The 16,760-nt window shown below is 56.2% G+C and carries 15 protein-coding genes; 1 reads left to right on the top strand and 14 read right to left on the bottom strand.

The genetic code is table 11. The features are described from left to right. Nucleotides 1–61 precede the first annotated feature (61 nt). The 13 genes from ALMA_RS02255 to ALMA_RS02315 form a co-directional block, all read right to left on the bottom strand. On the bottom strand, nt 62–1,240 hold the full coding sequence (locus ALMA_RS02255) for a LacI family DNA-binding transcriptional regulator (protein WP_094726219.1): 1,179 nt from the start codon (nt 1,238–1,240) through the stop codon (nt 62–64). A 27-nt stretch (nt 1,241–1,267) separates the two neighbouring features. Continuing rightward, entirely contained in the window at nt 1,268–1,900 is a 633-nt protein-coding gene (locus tag ALMA_RS02260; RefSeq protein WP_244568833.1) for a ribonuclease HII, read from the bottom strand. 29 nt (nt 1,901–1,929) lie between these two features. Then, the gene (gene lepB, locus ALMA_RS02265) at nt 1,930–2,817 is read right to left on the bottom strand and encodes a signal peptidase I (RefSeq protein ID WP_244568834.1); all 888 of its coding nucleotides are present in this window, start codon (nt 2,815–2,817) and stop codon (nt 1,930–1,932) included. An 80-nt stretch (nt 2,818–2,897) separates the two neighbouring features. Next, a complete protein-coding gene (gene rplS / locus ALMA_RS02270; RefSeq protein WP_086106453.1) occupies nt 2,898–3,260 on the bottom strand; it encodes a 50S ribosomal protein L19 in 363 nt (120 codons plus the stop codon). Between the two features lie 289 nt (nt 3,261–3,549). Beyond that, nucleotides 3,550–5,139: an NAD(P)/FAD-dependent oxidoreductase gene (locus ALMA_RS02275; RefSeq protein WP_094726221.1), complete on the bottom strand. Its 1,590-nt coding sequence runs from the start codon at nt 5,137–5,139 to the stop codon at nt 3,550–3,552. A 354-nt stretch (nt 5,140–5,493) separates the two neighbouring features. After that, nucleotides 5,494–5,808: a DUF2469 domain-containing protein gene (locus tag ALMA_RS02280; protein ID WP_086106455.1), complete on the bottom strand. Its 315-nt coding sequence runs from the start codon at nt 5,806–5,808 to the stop codon at nt 5,494–5,496. 27 nt (nt 5,809–5,835) lie between these two features. Further along, on the bottom strand, nt 5,836–6,699 hold the full coding sequence (locus ALMA_RS02285; RefSeq protein WP_377866791.1) for a GNAT family N-acetyltransferase: 864 nt from the start codon (nt 6,697–6,699) through the stop codon (nt 5,836–5,838). A 325-nt stretch (nt 6,700–7,024) separates the two neighbouring features. Next, on the bottom strand, nt 7,025–8,521 hold the full coding sequence (gene gatB / locus ALMA_RS02290; protein ID WP_086106457.1) for an Asp-tRNA(Asn)/Glu-tRNA(Gln) amidotransferase subunit GatB: 1,497 nt from the start codon (nt 8,519–8,521) through the stop codon (nt 7,025–7,027). 39 nt (nt 8,522–8,560) lie between these two features. Further along, nucleotides 8,561–10,093, bottom strand: a complete 1,533-nt coding sequence (gatA, locus tag ALMA_RS02295) for an Asp-tRNA(Asn)/Glu-tRNA(Gln) amidotransferase subunit GatA (RefSeq protein WP_094726223.1) — start codon at nt 10,091–10,093, stop codon at nt 8,561–8,563. Nucleotides 10,094–10,106: 13 nt separating this feature from the next. Beyond that, nucleotides 10,107–10,400: an Asp-tRNA(Asn)/Glu-tRNA(Gln) amidotransferase subunit GatC gene (gene gatC / locus ALMA_RS02300; protein ID WP_086106459.1), complete on the bottom strand. Its 294-nt coding sequence runs from the start codon at nt 10,398–10,400 to the stop codon at nt 10,107–10,109. Between the two features lie 90 nt (nt 10,401–10,490). Then, nucleotides 10,491–11,189, bottom strand: coding sequence for a TrmH family RNA methyltransferase (locus ALMA_RS02305; protein ID WP_094726224.1), 699 nt, complete (start codon nt 11,187–11,189; stop codon nt 10,491–10,493). Between the two features lies 1 nt (nt 11,190). Then, nucleotides 11,191–12,027, bottom strand: a complete 837-nt coding sequence (locus ALMA_RS08355; RefSeq protein ID WP_377866774.1) for a hypothetical protein — start codon at nt 12,025–12,027, stop codon at nt 11,191–11,193. A gap of 49 nt (nt 12,028–12,076) precedes the next feature. After that, nucleotides 12,077–13,516: a DNA recombination protein RmuC gene (locus ALMA_RS02315; protein WP_094726225.1), complete on the bottom strand. Its 1,440-nt coding sequence runs from the start codon at nt 13,514–13,516 to the stop codon at nt 12,077–12,079. Nucleotides 13,517–13,628: 112 nt separating this feature from the next. Between ALMA_RS02315 and ALMA_RS02320 the strand changes: the two genes are divergently transcribed. Next, on the top strand, nt 13,629–16,145 hold the full coding sequence (locus ALMA_RS02320; protein WP_094726226.1) for an HAD-IC family P-type ATPase: 2,517 nt from the start codon (nt 13,629–13,631) through the stop codon (nt 16,143–16,145). A 116-nt stretch (nt 16,146–16,261) separates the two neighbouring features. Here the strand turns inward: ALMA_RS02320 and ALMA_RS02325 are convergent, their stop codons facing one another. Then, complete coding sequence (locus tag ALMA_RS02325; protein WP_094726227.1) at nt 16,262–16,756, bottom strand: GNAT family N-acetyltransferase; 495 nt, start codon at nt 16,754–16,756, stop codon at nt 16,262–16,264. Between the last annotated feature and the right edge of the window lie 4 nt (nt 16,757–16,760).

Below are 16,760 nucleotides of genomic sequence, written 5' to 3' on the forward strand. Positions count from 1 at the left end.
CCCCGGCCAGTCACAGCCGAACCCAGACCCCAGCAGGCCCCAGCCCAGCCCACCCGGGCCCCTACCGAGTAGACGCCCGCAGCACCACCTGCGGCTGCACCATATACACGCAGTCCAGCTTCTCCGAGGCCACAAGTTCTACAGAATCTTCATCCTCGTCAGTCGAATACTCCAGCATATCCAGCACGAGCTGCATAGCTGTGGATCCTACACGCTCATAGTTCGGATTTACTGTGGTCAGAGGCGGTACGAGACTCTCCGTGCCTGGCATGTCATCATATCCCACGATGCACACATCGTCCGGCACGCGCAGCCCCGCTTCGAGCACCGCTCGGCGCGCACCCATGGCAAGCAGATCATTCGCCGCCCAGAACGCCACGCGTCCCGACTCTACCGACTCCGACTCCACCGACTCCGGCTCTCCCGGCTCGCCTGCACCGCCCGGCTCCCCTAGCACCCCCAGCGCACCCGCATCGCCAAAGGCCCCCCGCGCCAGCAGCGCCCCCACGCGATCATACGCATTCGTGCTCACCCAGTCATTCATCTCGAGCACGGTCACAGACAGGCCAGCCCCCACGCACGCCCTCTCGCAGGCAGCCCGCCGCGTAAAGGCATCGCGCCACTGCTGTGGTCCATCGAGGTAGTACACGTGCGTCACCCCCGACGCAGCCAGCACCCCCGAGACAGCCTCAGACGCCTCGTCCTGATCAGTCGAAACGAATTTCACACGCGCAGCGTCGAAGCGCCGCGATTCAAGGTCTTGCAGCCCTTCTGCCGCCGTGATAATGACGTGCGGCACGCGCACACGGCCACTATTATCCAGCGCCAGCGTCACCATCGCCTCCGTCGGCGCCACGATGACCACGGCTTCCACCCCGAGTTTGATAAAGTTTTCTTCCACATCCGCGAAGTCCGCCGGATTCAGCCGCGCTTCGTCCACCGTGGCTACGCACACGTACAGTCCGCGACTGCGCGCCATGGATTCGATGGCAGCGATGGTCAGCAGAGGGCCAGAATACTGGGTTTGCGAGGCGATGACGCCTATCATGCGTGTGCGCTGAGATTTGAGCGACTGCGCAGACAGATTCGGCCGGTAACCGAGCTGCGCGATGACGTCCTGCACCTTCTGCCGCGTGCTGTCGCGCACGAGTGGCGAGTTATTAATGACGCGGGACACCGTTTGATACGAGACGCCGGCTGCCTTAGCCACGTCTACCATCGACACTTTACTTTCGCTCATACGCTCCAGACTACACTACTGCCCGCGTTATGTTAAATGCCACGTGAGTCTATGGTACGGCGTCACGCCGTTCTCGCGTATGGCCGCGCGATGCTGCGCCGTCCCGTACCCCTTATTTTTCGCCCAACCGTACGCGCTCCATTCCGGATGCGCCGCGGCGAGCTCGTCCATCTGCCGGTCGCGCGTGACTTTCGCGTACACGCTGGCGGCCGCCACGCTCGCGCAGCTACCGTCCGCTTTAATCCGCGTGACCACGCGCGGCGTGAAGCTCAGTTCCGGCGCGTCCAGCATGCTCAGCGCCGGCGTGATGTAGTCGTGCGGACCGTCCAGAATAATGGTTGCTTCTTCTATGGCCAATTCTTCCGCCACCGTATGAATCGCCTTCAGCGCTGCGATGCCCAGGCATGCGGAGATGCCCCACTCATCGATCTCTTCGTTCGTACACTCACCCACCGCGAGAGCGCGAGCGAAGGAGCGGAGAGGTTCCATGAGCGCTTCGCGACGCTTCGGACTCAGCTGCTTCGAGTCTTTCAAGTCTGAAGGAATATCCGAGCCGATGTCGTCTGCCCGAAATGCTGCAGCACCGAGAGTAACAGGACCTGCGAGGCATCCTCGCCCCACTTCATCCAGTCCCAGTATCCACTGTGCTCCAGCAGCCACGAGCTCAGTCTCTAGCTCCCAGTTCGGCACTAAAGCCCCACGCTTTCGAAGACAGCACGGCCATTATTTAGCGTCTTCCAGTCGGCATACGGCCAGAAGACGGCCATGCCTATTCCTGTGATGGAGCTGAAGCGCACACAGCCAGAATTTCCATCGTTTAAGTGATAGCGCGAATCGGCAGAATTGGCCCTATTATCTCCGAGAACGAAAACGCTGCCAGCCGGAACCGTCACACTGAACGCCTGCTCGGACGGCTGAACGCCGGACTTGAGGTACGCGCTCTCGTCGAGGGCCACGCCGTTCACTGTCACGGGCGCGCCGTGTCCTTCCGAGGCGACGACGTCTCCCGGCATGCCGATGAGGCGCTTGACGAGGTAATTCTTCCCGCTGCCAATGCCGAAATTATGCGTGGCGCTGGCCGCAGCTTCGATGGTACTTTCGCTCAGCCAGTGCGAGTCATCCGAGAAGACGATGACGTCTCCGCGCTGCAGGCTCTGCGCACTCACGCCGATGTTCCGCGTGATGATGCGGTCGCCCACCATGAGTGTGTTCTCCATGGAACCGGATGGAATGATAAATAAGCCGAAGACGACGAAACGGAGGACGAGCAGTACGACGAGCGGGACGATGAAGTAGAGGGTAAAGTCCAGTGCATTCAGAACGCGGCGGTCGCGTTTGGTCAAGATTCTTTCTCCAGTGCTGTGGTGAGGAATGTAATCTACTGATGCTGCCCATTCGAATGGCTCGCGGGTTTGCTCCGCCTCACGCTTCGCTTTTTCTCTGAGCGAGCGGCGTGATTCATACTGGCGCACCTGGCGCGTCGGGTGTGCCTTATGCGGGCGCAGCGTCTCCTCGGCGCTCCAGCGCATCTGGGCGCGGCGCTTCGATGAGGATGCTCTACGCGGCTGATTCGTCATGTCAGTAGCCTTAAGTCTCTGGCGTGTCTGGATACGAAGGACACCCGAGGCAAGCCCCGGGTGTCCCATGCATAGCTATGTTACTTAGCAGAGTTATCGCGGCGCTCAGCGATACGTGCTGCCTTACCGCGCAGGTTACGCAGGTAGTACAGCTTCGCACGGCGGACCTTACCCTTACGAACGAGCTCTACAGAGTCGATCGATGGGGAGTGCAGTGGGAAGCGACGTTCCACACCCACACCGAAGGAGATCTTACGCACGAGGAAGGTCTCGCGCAGTCCTGCACCCTGGCGAGCGATAACCACGCCCTGGAATGCCTGAATACGGGAGTTATTACCTTCCTGAATCTTTACGTTCACCTTAACGGTGTCGCCAGGACGGAACTCTGGGATGGAGTCAGCAGCCTTCAGCTGCTTGGCTTCAAATGCTTCTATAGCGTTCATGCTTAGCCTCATACGCCGCCACATATCAGCGTTAGGTCGGGGTCTTTTCCAGCATAAAGCGAAAAGACCACATGGATCTTCGTGAGTTTGCCCACGAAGCTGCCAGTCTGCTGCTGCCCGAGGGCGGCAGGCTAGACCTCCTGAGCAAGGCACCTATGTGGCGCTACCTCACTCGGCATGTAAGATTCTAGTCTACTCGGTTTCGTCTACAAAAGACGACGGGTGTGTATCCGTGCGTGAAGCCAGATGCACACCCGTCGAGGGAAAATTGAGCTACAAAACCGAAAAACTACTTGCTCTCGTGGTAGGACTTCTCAGTATTCACGCCCCACACGTTCGCCTTATCTTCGCGGCCGCTCTTAATGTTCGCCACGGCTTCCATGGACGTGGCCATGGAATGATCCTGGTTATTATAATGATGCTGGCCGTTACGACCCACGCAGTAGACGTTCCCGAGCGAGTCTATCCAGCTGGTCAGCTCTCCGATGCGGTCATACGTGTCGAAGTATGCAGGATATGCCTTCGGAACGCGCTCACGATGCGAGTCGATGACGTCATCCGCACTTTCGATGATGCGCATGCGAATCATCTCCGCGATGGCGAACTTGCGCGCCTCGTCATCGGTCATGTTCCAGAAGTCATCACCCTCAGCAGTAAAGTACTCGAGGCCTATCCACACCGTGTTATCTGGATCTGCCACGAGGTATGGGCTCCAGTTATTAAAGATCTGCAGGCGGCCGACCTTATATCCTGGATCCTGCACGTAAATCCAGTTATCTGGAACGATAGGAGGATTACCGAGGGTAGGCACGTCTGTGGTGTTCTTCACACGCAGCTTCTTCACGAGCAGACCCACGGTGACGAAGTCACGGAATGGCAGGCCGTGTGCCACTTCCACCACGTTCTGTGGCACATCCACGCCACCGGATACGAAGGCGTCGGCGAGGTGGTTCAGCGGCATAGAGGAGATGACGTGATCTGCCTCGAGGGTGACCGTACCGCCATTATCCGTGACGTATTCCACAGCACTCGCGTGGCCATCCTGCACGCGGATGCCCGTAACGCGTGCGCCCATGATGATGTGTGCACCCTTCTCCACAGAATTCTGTGCCACGACATCCCACAGCTGGCCTGGACCCAGCTTCGGATACCAGAACTCTTCGATGAGAGAGGTCTCCACCTTCGAGTTATCTGCCTTACGTCCTGGGATGAGCTTCTTAAAAGCATTCCCCAGGATGTTCCAGATGTTCAGGCCCTTGACGCGCTGAGCGCCCCAGTCTGCGGAAATCTCCGACGGGTGACGCCCCCACAGCTTCTCCGTGTATCCTTCGAAGAACATGGAGTAAAGCTTACGGCCGAAGCGGTTAATGTAGAAGTTCTCGAGGTTATCCTCTGGCAGCTTATGCACAGTGGACCACAGGTAGCTGAAGCCTGCCTGCAGGGTGAGCCACAGACCCATAGCCTTAATAGTGTTCGGGCTCAGGCTGATAGGATAATCAAAGAAATGCTGGTTCCAGAAGATGCGCGAAAGACGGTGACGCTTCAGCATGACCTTATCGGTCTGCTCTGGGTCTGGGCCACCTGGCTCGAGGTCGTGATGACGGCCAAGCTTCGCATCATCATACGATGGAGCACCCTGTAGCGGCAGGACTTCCTGCCACCAGCGCATGATGCGATCATCCTTCGAGAAGAAGCGGTGACCACCGATGTCCATGCGGTTCCCGTTATGCTTCACGGTGCGCGAGATGCCGCCAAACTCGTGGCTGGCTTCCAGCACGGTTACATCAAAACGATCCGCGGAATCTTTCACCAGCTCCCACGCAGCGGTCAGGCCTGCTGGGCCACCACCGATAATCACTACAGACTGTTTATCTGCCACATTAACTCCTCAAAAAACAAATAATCGATATAAGTTTACTCTAGGGGTGGGATGGATGCGAGGGCGGGGTACAGAGGGCAGTGCAGATCCCCCTCTCGCGCACTCTCACCTTTTCTCGCGAAACCGTGAGTTTGTAGTCACGAATGACCGCTGAATTCGAGATATAAACTCAAGCATTCAGAGAAAACCCAGCATTTCCGCCACTCTCGTCATTTCTTCACCGGTCATTCGCGACTACAAACTGCCATTCTTCACATCATGTTCGAACCGAGCACACGGAAAGCCCACAGCACAAACGCGGACGCAGCCGGAAAACCCAGCCGCGCCCGCGCCTGACAGAAAAATTGACCTCGCCTACTCGAGGTCTCGCGGAACTTCTATCTCCGTCTTCTGCACTTCCTCCACGTTCACGTCTTTAAACGTGACGATCCGCACGTTCTTCACGAAACGGCTCGGACGGTAGACGTCCCAGACCCACGCGTCGGTCAGCTGCACGTCGAAATACGCGTCCTGCCCGGCCTGCCGCACGTTAAAATCCACGCGGTTCGCCAGATAAAAACGCCGCTCCGTCTCCACGACGTACGTGAAAAGCTTAATGACGTCGCGGTACTCCTTATATAACGCGAGTTCCGCGTCTGTTTCGTAGTTATCGAGATCTTCTGCGCTCACCTCGTACCCCTTCTGCTCGCGCTCTGCTTAGTCACGCTTACGCGCGTCGCCGAGCTTCCTCCACCACGGCCCGCTCGCCGCGCTACGGTCTTCTGTATCGATGTCCAATTTTTCACTCTCGTCGCTGATCACGTCTGCAGAGATATCCTCTTCTATCTCCTCGACCGTCACGGTAAGATCCTGCTCCTGATCGGTGACGCGCTTTTTCAGCTCCATCGTATGCTCATGCTGAGCAAGGGCTTCGCGTACACCCGGATTATCCATGATAGGATGCAGACCGAATGCTTCGAGTGAGCGGATAGGGTCATACTCGTCCACGAGCATGTCATAGACGTGAAGATCCATGTAGTGGTTTTCTACAGAATCCCACAGGGCATCGCGCGCCACACCCGTCTCCGTGAATCCGAGAGACTGGTAGACAGCCTGCGACCGCGTATTCGCCGATGGAACGGATATCCAAATGCGGTGCAAGCCCATGCCTGCAGGGCGAGGAGCGAAACCAAAGGTCATGACGCGTGGCATAGCATCGCGTGTGAATCCACGACCGCGGTAGTTTTCCCCGAGGATAACGTGGATGCGAGCCGAGCCCGCCCACGTGTCGATGTCCACGAGGAAAGCCATGCCGATGAACTCCTCCTCCACGAACAGGGACCACGCGAGTACGCCACGTTCCTGAGCATCGAGGGAGTGTGCACTGACGTGCTGGGCATCCTCACACTGTGAAGTGGCGCGGTGTCCTTCCTGCCAGGCGAGCGAGCGCTTCACCCATGCACGGATAATAGCACGCTCAGCCTCTGCAGTCTTTCCGAAGAGGATAAGCGAGCGAGAGAAGGCGCTGATGCTGTCCATTTTCTCGTAGTCTTCCCATGTGGCTGCACGCAGATGCACCATCTCCCCCTGAATATCCGGGATGGTGATGCTGTCTGCGAGGTGTTCGTGTGCTGCCTGCGCAGCTTTGTGTGCCGTGTGGTCTTCCTGTGCTCGGTTCGTCGGCTCCATGTCTGACTGTCTTCTTTCTGTCGGTTTCTCCCTCCCCTCTCGCTCCGTGCTGGAGTGCCGGGGCGGAGGCGGGAGAAGCCCGTTTCGGAGATGATGAACGGGTTACCACACGCGAAGCTGCTGTGCAGCATACTCCACGCTAGTAACCCGTAACCCTCTTCTTGTGTCGTTCTGCGCGATTCGACTGAATCCGCTACGTAATCTGCTACGTAATCTGCTACTTAATCTTCGCCATGACGATGCTCGTGACGGTCTTCGCATCTGCCTGACCGCGCGTGGCCTTCATCACTGCGCCGATAATGGCACCCATCGGCTTCATGTTTCCGCTCTTGAGCTTCTCCACGATGTCTGGGTTCGCAGCCATAGCCTTATCTACTTCGGCTTCGAGTGCACCCGTATCCTGAACGACTTCGTAGCCATGCTTCGCCACGACCTCATCTGGAGTGCCTTCGCCAGCGAGTACGCCTGCCACGGTCTGCTTCGCGAGCTTATCGTTCAGCTTTCCTTCGGAGATGAGTGCTTCCACACGTGCTACGTCCGCTGGAGTGATGTTCAGCTCGTCAAGCGTGGTATCCTGCTCGTTTGCTGCGCGAGAGATCTCGCCCATCCACCACTTACGTGCACCTGCAGCGCTGGCGCCTGCCTTCACCGTTTCTTCCACGAGGTCGAGTGCGGATGCATTCACGATGTCACGCATGTCGTTATCGCTCAAGCCCCATTCAGCCTGCAGTCGGTTACGACGCTCGCGTGGCATCTCTGGCATCTGAGCCTTCAGCTCTTCGATGTGCTCGCGCGTGGTGTGTACCATGACGAGGTCAGGGTCTGGGAAGTACCGGTAATCATCCGCATCGGTCTTTACACGACCGCCGGCCGTGGTCTGCGATGCCTCATCCCAGTGACGGGTCTCCTGGAGCACTTCTCCGCCCGCTTCGAGCACTGCTGCCTGGCGGCGGATTTCGTAGATGATAGTACGCTCGATGCCACGGAACGAGTTCACGTTCTTCGTCTCCGAGCGCGTACCGAATGGATCATCCGCAGATGGACGCAGCGAGACGTTCACATCTGCGCGCATGTTCCCCTGCTCCATGCGAGCGTTCGAGATGTTCAGCGCCTTCACGATGTCGCGAATGGTACGCACGTACGCGCCAGCCACTTCTGCTGCACGTGCCCCCGCACCCGTAATAGGCTTCGTGACGATCTCGACCAGTGGCACGCCAGCGCGGTTATAATCCACGAGGGAGTGGTCTGCACCTTCGATGCGGCCGTCTGCTCCACCCACGTGGGTGTTCTTACCAGCGTCATCTTCTACGTGTGCTCGCTCGATAGGAACGCGGAATACTTCGCCATCCTCGAGCTCCACATCCAGGTATCCCTCGCCATTCAGTGGCTTATCATACTGGGAGATCTGGTAGTCTCGTGGCATGTCTGGGTAGAAGTAGTTCTTTCGCGCGAACTGGCTCCACTCGGCGATGTCACAGTGTAGTGCCAGACCGAGCTTGATAGCGTAGTCGATGGCAGACTTATTCACCACAGGGAGCGAGCCTGGAAGACCCAGAGATACTGGGGTCAGCTGCGTATTCGGATCCCCACCGAAGGAGACTTCTGCTGGGCAGAAGAGCTTCGTCTTCGTGTTCAGCTCCACGTGGACTTCGAGACCGATAACGGGATCATACTTTTCTACCGCTTCGGCGAACTTCATTAATTTTTCAGCCATTTTCTTTTCCTCTGTGCCTGAGCGTTCTTACTCGTGTTCCTACTCGCCCAGCCATGGCGTGGTCATCCACTGCCAGACTGGTCCGTTCCACTTATCTTCCAGGGCTGCTTCGAGTGCCGCTGCTGGCTTATAGAGAACTTCGTCATGCTGCTGTGGAGCGATGAACTGGAAGCCTACTGGCATGCCGTCTTCGCTCAGACCTGCTGGGATGGAGATAGCTGGCACGCCTGCGAGGTTCGCAGGAATGGTAGCGATGTCTCCCAGATACATGGACAGTGGGTCTGCGCTCTTCTCACCGAACTTAAAGGCGGTGGATGGAGCCGTAGGAGAGACGAGGACGTCTACCTGCTCGAAGGCCTTATTAAAGTCTGCGATGATGAGAGTACGCACCTTCTGTGCGCTGCCATACCATGCGTCATAGTATCCAGCAGACAGTGCATACGTACCGAGGATGATGCGGCGCTTTACTTCGTCACCGAATCCTGCTTCACGCGTGTATGCCATCATGTTCGCAGCTGTGGCTGGAACACCTTCTGGTGGCATGACGCGCAAGCCGTAGCGCATTCCGTCATAACGTGCGAGGTTCGAGGATACTTCCGAAGGCATGATGACGTAGTACGCACCCAGTGCATATTTCAGGTGTGGAAGGGAGACTTCTACGACCTCAGCGCCCATGGCTTTCAGCTCTTCTACTGCCTCTGTAAAACGCTGGGATACGCCCTCATCAAAGCCATCTCCCGACAGCTCCTTAATGAGTCCCACCTTCATACCGCTGAGGTCACGCTTCTGACCTTCGAGGGCTGCAGACACCATAGCTGGTGCTGGGCTAGGGATGGACGTAGAGTCCTTCGGGTCATGACCACCGATGGTCTCCTGCAGGAGTGCAGAGTCCAGTACGGTACGTGTCACAGGGCCTATCTGGTCCAGAGACGATGCCATAGCGATGGCGCCGAAACGAGACACGCCACCATACGTCGGCTTCACACCCACCGTACCAGTGAATGCGCCTGGCTGACGAATAGAGCCACCTGTATCCGTTCCGAGTGCCAGTGGAGCTTCGAAAGCGCCGACTGCTGCTGCAGAACCGCCACCAGAACCGCCTGGTACGCGCTCAGTATCCCATGGGTTATTCGTGTTCCCGTATGCAGAGTGCTCGGTGGACGATCCCTGCGCGAACTCATCGAGGTTCGTCTTACCGAGGATAGGCATGCCTGCCTGCTTCAGTTTCGTAATAACTGTCGCGTCATACGGAGGAATCCAGCCTTCGAGAATCTTCGATGCAGCGGTGGTCTCGATGCCCTTCGTGACGATCATGTCCTTAATGGCTATAGGCACACCAGCTAGCGGCGCGAGCTCTTCACCCGCAGCACGCTTCGCATCGATGGCATCTGCCTGCTCGCGCGCCACATCTGCACTGACCTTGAGAAAGGCGTTAATCTGTGGCTCTGCGCTCTCGATGACGTCGAGGTGTGCGTCCACGAGCTCGCGAGAGCTGACTTCGCCCGCCTTAAATTTTTCTGCCATCTGCGCTGCAGACAGCTGTACGAGGTTATTTCGTGTCTGAGTATCCATCTGTTCTACTCTCCTACTCCCCTAAAATCTGTGGAGCCACGAACATGCCGGACTCGGACTTCGGAGCACCGCTGAGTGCTTCTTCCTGCTTGAGTGGGGTGGCTGGTACGTCTGGACGCAGATACGCTTCCAGAGGTACTGGGTTCGCAGTAGGCTTCACGTCCTCGCCTGCTACTTCCTGAACCTGAGCGATAGCATCTGCTACAGCGTTTAGCTCGCCCTGGAGACGCGTTATTTCATCATTTGTGAGCGCTATCTGGGCCAGCTCGCCCAGATGCTCGATTTCTTCACGTGTAAATGTAGGCATAATGCTTAATCTTAGAGTCCGAACGCGACACCTCATGAGCGCACCGTTCGTTCTCCTTCTCCTTTCTTACGCGTCGTTCCGTCTTCCTTTTTAGCCAATTTTTCCGTGCTGCATAACCCATGTGTGCATAGCCACTGCTGCTGCTGCTCCGGCGTTCAGCGAGCGCACTGATCCCGTCTGCGATATGTACACCACATCATCTGCGAGGTCAAGTGCCTTCTGCGTGAGCCCAGGACCTTCCGCTCCGAAGAGCATAATGCAGCGTTCTGGGAAATCATAAGTCTCTATGGGAACGGCTCCAGGAACGATGTCGAGCGCTATAATGCGTGGACGCAGCTCGTTCTTCTCCTGCGCTTGACGACTGACATTCTCGAGAAACTCGTCCACACTCGCATGGTGGTACACATGCTGGTAGAGTTCGGTCATAAGTGAGCCTTTGCGGTTCCACTTCTTCGGACCGAGGATGTGTACCGCACGCGCTGTAAACGCATTCGCCGTGCGCACGATGGACCCGATGTTAAAGTCATGAGTCCAGTTCTCCACTGCCACTTCGAAACCATAGCGCCCCTGCTTATCGAGGTCATTCTTTATGGCTTCTACTGTCCAGTAACGGTAGCGATCCATGACATTTCTGCGGTCTCCTTCGTTCAGGAGTTCCTCATCGTATTCAGCACCTTCTGGACGAGGAAGGTCTGAATGCTCTTCTTCCCATGGTCCCACACCTACTTCGCGTAAGCCTGGGTCTCCCGCAGCGATGACTCTCTGCGTAAAGTCACTCGGCGGTATCATGTCACTCACCCGCCTTCTGGAGTTCTTTATCTGAGAAGACTGGAATAAATGGAATACGAGTCACATTCTCAGTAATAGGATTCACGAGCTTAATGAACTGAGCACTCTCCGCGGTGTCCGAGTTCTTCGATTCCGAGCAGTGCCCGTGACCACCGCAGGTGCACTCGTGTGGCTCAGTCTCCTCACTTCCCTCATGCTCACAGTGACCAGAGCACGTATGCGAAGTGTCATCTGCGTCCGAAGTACCGAGAATGTCAGACAGATTCTGCTTCTTCTGCTCTGTATAATTCTCCAGCACACCCGTGCTCCCGACGAGGGAGGCGATAGCTACTATACGCGCTCCCTCATTTTCGAGCACAGCAAAGTCGAGGTTCAGCTCATTCCCATGAGTGAGAGTAACCACAGACGACGTCTGCACGAAGGACTTTTCTGACAGCCACGCATCGATAAGAATAACTCGCTTATCCTTAATGGACGGCCCCTTAATACCGGGGAAAACGAAATCCATAAGGAAACCATCGAGAAGCTGACCACGAGATGCTGCAGCATGAATCATGGCAGAGACCAGTGGTATACCCGCTGCCGTCATAGCTCCTACAGCATCAAAGTCATCGATGCTAAAACCTGCAGTCTCGAGAGCATCGAGAAGAGCATGACCTGCTAAGGTGGCACCGTCATGATGGTAGGTCACACCGGTAAGCTCGCTAAACTGCTTATCTGCCACTTCAGCGCGCAGAAGCTTTTCTAAGCGCTGCGTAGGCTCGAGCATGTCATCCGAGAGAGCTGCTATCTGCTCGCGGATATCCGAAGATCCGGTCGTCTTAAATTCCTGTGTCATAGTAGCCACCTTAGCGGTCAGTCTCGTCTAATGAGGGAATAGGGAGAGGTTACTTCTCGTCCCCATCCCAGCCCGGGAGAAGCTCTGGAGAGGTAATCTCACGGACATTACTCTTCTCTTCGTCCTCTATGATCTGTGGAATATCGAATAACGTATTCGCATCCAAAGCCTGGAGTTTACGAGCTGTCGGCACGACAGAGCCCTGTAATGAGCCTACGAAAGCATTATAATTCTTAATCGTATTTCCCAGTGACTTACCGAGTTTTATCGCGTGACCGCTCATCGTATTCAGACGCTTGAAAAGCTCACGCGATAAGTCGAAAAGTTCCTTCGCTTCATCACTCAGAGTCTGCTGCTGCCAGGCGAATGCTATGGACTTCAGCACCGACCACAGCGTGACAGGAGACGTGAGCGCCACCTGCTGGCTGAATGCGTAATCCACTATGCTAGGGTCTACATCCAGAGCAGCCTGCAGTAGCGAGTCATTCGGTATAAAAGCGATGACGAAGTCTGGTGCCACACGCTCTTCTTCCGCTATGGTCCAGTACCTGCGCTTCGCGAGCTCATCGATGTGTCCACGCAGTGCCTTCGCATGAGCCTGCAAGTACTCATCACGAATCTTCAGCTCCTGCTCAGAAGCAGAGTCCGGAATCTCGAACGCACGCTGGTAGTCCGAGTATGGCACCTTCGCATCGATAGGAATGAACTTCTCATCTGGAAGATGCACTATCATGTCTGGGCGCTGCTTCTTCCCATCATCATTCGTGGTGTAGTACTGCGTCTCGAAGTCCACATGTTCACGAAGACCCGCAGACTCCACGATGTTCTTCAGCTGTGCTTCACCCCAGAAACCACGCACCTTATTATTCCGCAAGGCCATAGCGAGGCTGGACGTCTCTTTATCCAGCTTCTCCTGTGCGCGACCAAGTCCGAGGAGCTGCTCGCCGAGCTTCCCCATCTCTGCCTGACGACCTTCTTCTATCTCAGCCACCTTCCGCTGCAAGGCTTCGAGATTCTGCTGGACAGGGCTAATAGCCTTCAGAACACGAGACTCTTCCTGCGAGGACTGTGCCTGCTGACGACGACGCTCTTCCTCACGCTTCTGCTCCGCCAGGCGTTCGCGCTGAACGCGCTCTGCTTCTGCTTTCTGAGCCACATCCAGCTGCGCTTCTGCAAACTCGAGCTTTTCCTTCATACCCGAAAGCTGTCCCTCGAGCTTCGCCGTGGCTTCGCGCTCCGCCGCGAGCGCGGAGCGATTCTCTTCATACTGGTCAGAAAGCTGATCACGCACAGAAGTAACTTCACGCAGCTGCACTTCGAGCTGCGCGAGCTTCTGCTCCTGCAGAGCCTGCTGCGCTATCTGCTCAGCAGAAATACCAGCCTCTTCAGGCATGGTAGATACAGACTTCTCCTGCACTTTCGCGACGAAGAATCCGAGTGCACCGCCGAGGGCGATGCCTATGATTAATGTTAGTATTAATTCGAACATATGTTCGACTATAGCAGGAAGTATCGCTATCCGCAAAAACCTCGACACGCGGAATAGTGATGCGGAATCCAGCGTTGAACACTAAGAAGATAGAGAGAGAAAGGTATCACTCATGATGTGGGTATATATAGGCATCGCTCTCGTGTTCAGCGCTGCCATTCTCTGGTATTTCTTCTCCCCTCAGAGGGGAGCACATACCAGCGTGTCCGGGAACACACAGAGTATAGAAGTGGATGTTCACGGAGGATACTCCCCTTCTCTCATCCACGCTCAGGCAGGAACACCTCTCACCATCACATTTGACCGTCAGGAAGCGGGCGAGTGTACGTCTCATGTCATCTTCGCTGACTTAGGAATTGACGCACATCTTCCTGGACACCGGAAAACGTCCGTGAATCTCCCAGCTCTCCCAGCCGGGGACTATCCGTTCGCCTGCGGTATGAATATGGTTCACGGCATGCTGCGCGTAACGGGAAGCGCGGACGTCCAGCTGCAGAAAGCAGAGTCGGATGTTCATGTAGCAGACTCCCAGGAACGCGACGCGGAGATACGCGCACTGAAGAAGAAGTTTATCGTGGGAGCGCTCTTCACTATTCCCGTATCCTTCATAGCTATGTTCGGCATGATATGGGGACATTCATGGCCGCAGTGGGTTATGAATCCCTGGCTTCAGGCAGTACTCATTACTCCTGTGATGGCCTACACAGGATGGGATATTCATCGCATAGGGTGGAATGCTATCCTTCACCGCGCACCCGAGATGAACGCGCTTATTACCGTGGGTACGACAGCAGCGTATCTGTTTAGCGCGCTCGCCACCATAGCACCGCAGATTCTTCCTGAAGGTTCACGAGACGTGTACTTCGACACGGTAGGCGTCGTGCTCACTCTCGTTATCTTAGGAAGTCTTCTCGAGTCGCGGGCGCGCGCTGGCACAGGGGACGCCATAGCAGCACTGATGAGGCTGAAGCCAGATACTGCCGTGTCTATCAGCGAGAAAGAACTGCAGGACGGCTCGTGGAAGCTGCCTACTGCCGGCACACAGATAGCCATGAACGCAGTGCAGTCCGGCACATTACTGAAAGTTCCTGGCGGACACACCGTTCCTACGGATGGGCGCATTCTCCGCGGATTAGCTCATGTAGATGAGTCCATGATCACAGGTGAATCACGCCCTGTAGAGCGCACAGAGGGGGATCCTCTCACCGGAGGTACACTCGTCCTCGATGCACCACTAGCCATGGAAGTAACCGCCACCGGTAAAGACACTGTTCTTTCTCAGATCGTACAGCTCGTGTCGAGCGCTCAAGCGAGTAAGGCTCCCGTGCAGGCGCTCGCGGATAAGGTGGCGCGCATTTTCGTACCCGTCGTCTTCCTCATAGCACTGTGGACCTTTACCGCATGGCTGAGCTTCGGCCCACAGCCACAGCTCACTTATGCGCTGACCACAGCAGTGACTGTCCTCATCATCGCCTGTCCATGTGCGCTCGGACTGGCCACTCCGCTGTCTGTAACAGCTGGCATAGGAATAGGCGCGAAGAATGGCATTCTCGTCGCCTCTGCTGAAGCACTCGAAAGCGCTCGTCACATAGGAACCGTAGTCTTCGATAAGACGGGAACCATCACCGAAGGTAAGGCCGAAGTACTCAGTGTCAGTGATGGTACAGTGACCTACGCAGACGACCCTATCAAGCCTACATCGCGTGCTGCCATAGCACAGCTAAAGGCACTGGGGATTCAGACCATCATGCTTTCCGGAGATAAGGCTGAGACTGCTGCATCCGTAGCGAAAGAAGCTGGCATCGATACAGTCATAGCCGAGGTAAAACCGGCTGGGAAGGCATACTGGATATCGCAGATTCAGAAGCAGGTGTCCGAAGAAAGCCACCATACCTCCAGCCGCGAAAACCAGCTCGTAGCCATGGTGGGTGACGGCATTAATGATGCCCCTGCTCTCGCGCAGGCGGATCTCGGATTCGCCATGGGCACAGGTACAGACATAGCTATGAAGTCAGCCGACGTGACTCTCATGACGGGAGACCTCGCCGGAGTAGCGCGCATGATACGCCTCAGCCGCGCCACCATGCGGAATATTCACGAGAATCTCGGGTTTGCTTTCGTCTATAACATCGTGGGGCTCGTCGTCGCTACTGGTCTGCTCTATCCACTGACTGGCTGGCTGCTCAGCCCTATGATAGCCGGCGCTGCCATGGCACTGAGCTCCGTCAGCCTCGTGGTGAATGCGAACCGTCTGCGTTCCGTACGTATAGATTCACGTGTCGATGCCCCGACTACCGCACAGGATCAGCTCATCCCCGAGCATTCCGAACCTCGCGTTATCCTCGGTACCGCACAGAATATTCCTGACAACACCCATCTCAGTACTCACGACACTCATCGCAGTACTCACGACCATGAAGGAGAAAATATGTTTAACTTCCTGAAGAAAAAGCCAGCCGCCGCAGCCACCTCGAATCCTGCAGCAGAACACGTCCTCACCGACCCCATCTGTGGTATGACCGTGACGACGGACGCCAGGTCCTACGAGTATGACGGTAAGATATACCACTTCTGCTCGGACCACTGCCTCGCCACATTTAAGGAGAATCCGAAACAGTACGTAAAGTAACGCAGCAGAACCTATAAAAACCACAGAGGGCTCACCGCATACCCATGCGGCGAGCCCCTCGTATTCCCCTCGTATTCCACTATGCCTGTGATGCTCGAAGTCCAGTGCACATCCTTTTACACTGATATCCAGTAGCGCTCATGCATCTCACGCACATCTTCGAGCACTCCACCACAGCCCAGAATAATCTGCCTACTTGCAGCATTATCCACTGAACAGGTTATCAGCACACGGTCGAGCCCCTGCTCGCGAGCACGCTCGAGTCGGAGGCGAAGCTGCTGGCGCCCATAACCATGTCCACGCATACCGGGCCGAATACAGTACCCTATGTGTCCTCCCACATTCAGAAGATACTCATTCAGCACGAGTCGGACACTGAGAAAACCGATTCCTGAGCCCGTGGACTCATCGAAACTCACATACTGCACTGCGGGCACGAATCCGGGTTTCGGCGCATGAAGATCACGCTCATTCTCCGCTAACCACGCATCATAGCGAAACGGCATAAGATCTGCGAACATTCCATCATAAGGGGATTCCTCCGCTACAAATTCAGCCACCATCTCTTCCACTGCACGTGCATCTGATGGACCTGGTACTCGTAATTCCATAGGC

It is taken from the genome of Alloscardovia macacae (genome assembly GCF_002259705.1).
Lineage (GTDB): Bacteria > Actinomycetota > Actinomycetes > Actinomycetales > Bifidobacteriaceae > Alloscardovia > Alloscardovia macacae.

Coding starts and splice junctions, on each gene's coding strand:
- ALMA_RS02255 (WP_094726219.1), bottom strand. CDS start 1,240: ATGAGCGAAAGTAAAGTGTCGATGGTAGACGTGGCTAAGGCAGCCGGC.
- lepB (WP_244568834.1), bottom strand. CDS start 2,817: ATGACGAATCAGCCGCGTAGAGCATCCTCATCGAAGCGCCGCGCCCAG.
- rplS (WP_086106453.1), bottom strand. CDS start 3,260: ATGAACGCTATAGAAGCATTTGAAGCCAAGCAGCTGAAGGCTGCTGAC.
- ALMA_RS02285 (WP_377866791.1), bottom strand. CDS start 6,699: ATGGTGCATCTGCGTGCAGCCACATGGGAAGACTACGAGAAAATGGAC.
- gatB (WP_086106457.1), bottom strand. CDS start 8,521: ATGGCTGAAAAATTAATGAAGTTCGCCGAAGCGGTAGAAAAGTATGAT.
- gatA (WP_094726223.1), bottom strand. CDS start 10,093: ATGGATACTCAGACACGAAATAACCTCGTACAGCTGTCTGCAGCGCAG.
- gatC (WP_086106459.1), bottom strand. CDS start 10,400: ATGCCTACATTTACACGTGAAGAAATCGAGCATCTGGGCGAGCTGGCC.
- ALMA_RS02305 (WP_094726224.1), bottom strand. CDS start 11,189: ATGATACCGCCGAGTGACTTTACGCAGAGAGTCATCGCTGCGGGAGAC.
- ALMA_RS08355 (WP_377866774.1), bottom strand. CDS start 12,027: ATGACACAGGAATTTAAGACGACCGGATCTTCGGATATCCGCGAGCAG.
- ALMA_RS02315 (WP_094726225.1), bottom strand. CDS start 13,516: ATGTTCGAATTAATACTAACATTAATCATAGGCATCGCCCTCGGCGGT.
- ALMA_RS02320 (WP_094726226.1), top strand. CDS start 13,629: ATGATGTGGGTATATATAGGCATCGCTCTCGTGTTCAGCGCTGCCATT.
- ALMA_RS02325 (WP_094726227.1), bottom strand. CDS start 16,756: ATGGAATTACGAGTACCAGGTCCATCAGATGCACGTGCAGTGGAAGAG.